4 protein-coding genes are annotated in these 2,763 nt (G+C 38.6%); 3 read left to right on the top strand and 1 reads right to left on the bottom strand.

All coding sequences use genetic code 11. The features are described 5' to 3' along the window. Positions 1 to 2: 2 nt before the first annotated feature. Complete coding sequence (locus HP439_RS13745) at positions 3 to 569, bottom strand: YqgE/AlgH family protein (RefSeq protein WP_172390918.1); 567 nt, start codon at positions 567 to 569, stop codon at positions 3 to 5. Between the two features lie 150 nt (positions 570 to 719). Between HP439_RS13745 and pdxH the strand changes: the two genes are divergently transcribed. The 3 genes from pdxH to HP439_RS13730 all read left to right on the top strand — a co-directional run. Then, entirely contained in the window at positions 720 to 1,373 is a 654-nt protein-coding gene (gene pdxH, locus HP439_RS13740; protein ID WP_172390917.1) for a pyridoxamine 5'-phosphate oxidase, read from the top strand. 4 nt (positions 1,374 to 1,377) lie between these two features. Next, positions 1,378 to 1,869: an NADH-quinone oxidoreductase subunit C gene (locus HP439_RS13735; protein ID WP_172390916.1), complete on the top strand. Its 492-nt coding sequence runs from the start codon at positions 1,378 to 1,380 to the stop codon at positions 1,867 to 1,869. Between the two features lie 6 nt (positions 1,870 to 1,875). Beyond that, positions 1,876 to 2,763, top strand: an 888-nt coding sequence (locus HP439_RS13730) for an NADH-quinone oxidoreductase subunit D (protein ID WP_172390915.1), incomplete at its 3' end; no start/stop codon positions are given.

The following is a 2,763-nucleotide window of genomic DNA, read 5'->3' as shown; positions in this document are numbered from 1 at the left end:
TTCTAGTTCATGTTAGGGGTTTTTGGAAAATTGGCAACGTGAGCATATTTTGGACCTAAACTTATTATCGCTTGTTTCCAAAGGTCTTCACCATCTTCAAGGAGTAATAATTCGGTTGGAAATTTATTGTGTACGACCCAGCTATTTTGCTCGATTTCATCTTCTAATTGATTGATGTTCCAACCGGCATACCCTAGAAAGAATTTTATGTCACTTGATGTTATCAATTTGTTGTTAATCAAAGATATAACTTGGTCAAAATTTCCCCCGAAGTAAAATCTGTCGACTAATTGGACACCTCCTTCAATTTGATCGGGAACCTTATGAATAAAAAACATTGCCTCCGTGTTGACCGGACCACCGATATATAAATTAAAGTCATCGGATTCAATTTCGTTAATAACATCAGACAGTAATAAACTTGAACGATGGTTGAGGATCAGACCCATGGTACCTTCTTCAATGTCATGCTCACATAGTAAAATGACGGATCTGTCAAAGTTATAGTCTAACATAAATGGTTCTGCAAGTAGAATGCTACCTTTCTCGGGACTGGACGTATTGAACATAATTGTTGGACTAACGTTAAAAAATCGAATCGTTTTATTTATGGATTAATATAAGATATTTTATAGACAATCACAATTTTTTGCGATTACTGCTCTACGAATGCCATACGTTTTGATTAAGTTTGCTATCTGTAACAACTGACTTGGATCATGTCAATTATTCACAAAGATATTGCCTCCATCCGTGAGGATTATAGTAAGTTTAGCCTTGACGAAAAGGAAGTAGCGGAAAACCCCGTAGATCAATTTCAGCGATGGTTTAATGAAGCTGTAAATTCTAAGGTCATTGAACCGAACGCTATGGTTTTATCTACCGTTAGCGAGGAGGGATTTCCGTCCTCTAGAGTCGTTTTGTTAAAAGATATTAAGCCAAACGGCTTTAGTTTTTTTACAAATTACTATAGTAGAAAGGCAGTTTCTATTGAAAATAACGATAAGGTAAGCCTATTGTTTTTTTGGCCGGAGTTGCAGCGCCAAGTACGTGTTGAAGGCGTCGTTGAAAAATTACCCGCAGAAGAGTCGGATGAATATTTTTCTTCGCGTCCTAAATTAAGTCGACTAAGTGCGTTAGCATCACCACAAAGTGAGATTATTGATAACAGATCTTTTTTACAGTCTCGCGTTGAAACCCTCAGAAAGCAGTATGAAAAATCTGATTATATTCCTCGTCCAAAACATTGGGGAGGCTATCTAGTAAAGCCACTTCGTATGGAGTTTTGGCAGGGACGAAGTAACCGTTTACATGATCGTGTCGAGTATATTAAACGCGGCCACGATTGGAAAATTCACCGTTTGGCACCTTAAAATAATGATTGAAGAAATACAACAGCAACTGATAACTACATTTGGAACGGAGGCCGTGGTACGTGTTGAAGAGTCAAATTTGCAGCCCATTCTGGTTGTGAATGTTGAATATATTGTGCCGATATGTATGTACCTAAGAGATACTCAAGGACATTATTATGACTTTTTATCCAATATTTCCGCGGTAGACTATTTTCCAGAAAATAGATTTACAGTAGTGTATCACTTAGCTTCTCTACCTTATCAAACTCAATTGGTATTGAAAGTAGAAATACCCAATGAAAGATCCCAAGACAATTTGCCGGAAGTTCCATCGGTGAGTTCGGTATGGAAAACTGCAGATTGGCACGAGCGGGAAGCATATGATTTGATGGGGATATTTTTTATAGGTCACCCCGATTTGAGACGTATTTTATTACCCGATGATTGGCAAGGGCACCCTTTACGCAAGGACTATCAGGATCCAGAAAGTTATCACGGTATAACAATTAAGTAATTTTTAATGAGCAAATATACAGAAGCGGTTGAACGGTATAAAAATAAAATTTCTGGAATTAGTTCTCAGGAAATGGTTATAAATGTCGGTCCCCAGCATCCCTCGACGCATGGGGTTCTTCGACTAGAACTCATTACAGATGGAGAACTTGTTAAAGATATTATACCACACATGGGATATCTTCATCGCTGTTTTGATAAGCACGCAGAGTCAATGAATTATGGCAAAGCCATTCCATTTACAGACAGGCTTGATTATTTATCTTCAATGAACAATAGTCACGCCTTTGTTATGGGAGTTGAGCGGATGTTAGGTATTGATAATGATCTTCCGAAGCGAATCGAATACATAAGAGTGTTGGTATGTGAACTTAACCGTATTGCTTCGCATTTGATTGCGATAGGAACCTATGGGATAGATATCGGCGCCTTTACACCCTTCATGTGGTGTTTTCGAGACAGAGAACACATAATGAATATGTTGGAATGGGCTTCGGGATCGAGAATGTTGTATAATTACATCTGGGTAGGTGGTCTTTTTTACGATCTCCCTGTTGGATTTGAAGAGCGGTGTAATGATTTTATAAAATATTTTAAACCAAAGTTGATCGAACTCGATGAACTACTCTCCAACAACCAAATATTTATCTCACGCACAGCAAACATTGGAGCTCTTCCTGCTGATGTGGCGATAAATTATGGCTGTAGCGGCCCGATGCTACGAGCGTCGGGTATTAAATGGGATCTCCGGCGTGTCGATGGGTATTCTGTATATCCAGAATTGGAATTTGAAGTTCCGGTTGGAAAAGGCGAGATGGGCACTCTTGGCGATTGTTGGGATCGTTATAAGGTACGTGTAGACGAAGTTAAAGAATCTGTAAAAATCATAGAACAA

It is taken from the genome of Sphingobacterium shayense (genome assembly GCF_013179575.1).
Taxonomy (GTDB): domain Bacteria; phylum Bacteroidota; class Bacteroidia; order Sphingobacteriales; family Sphingobacteriaceae; genus Sphingobacterium; species Sphingobacterium shayense.
Note: the sequence above shows the minus strand (reverse complement) of the source record. Positions and strands in the feature narration are given on the sequence as shown.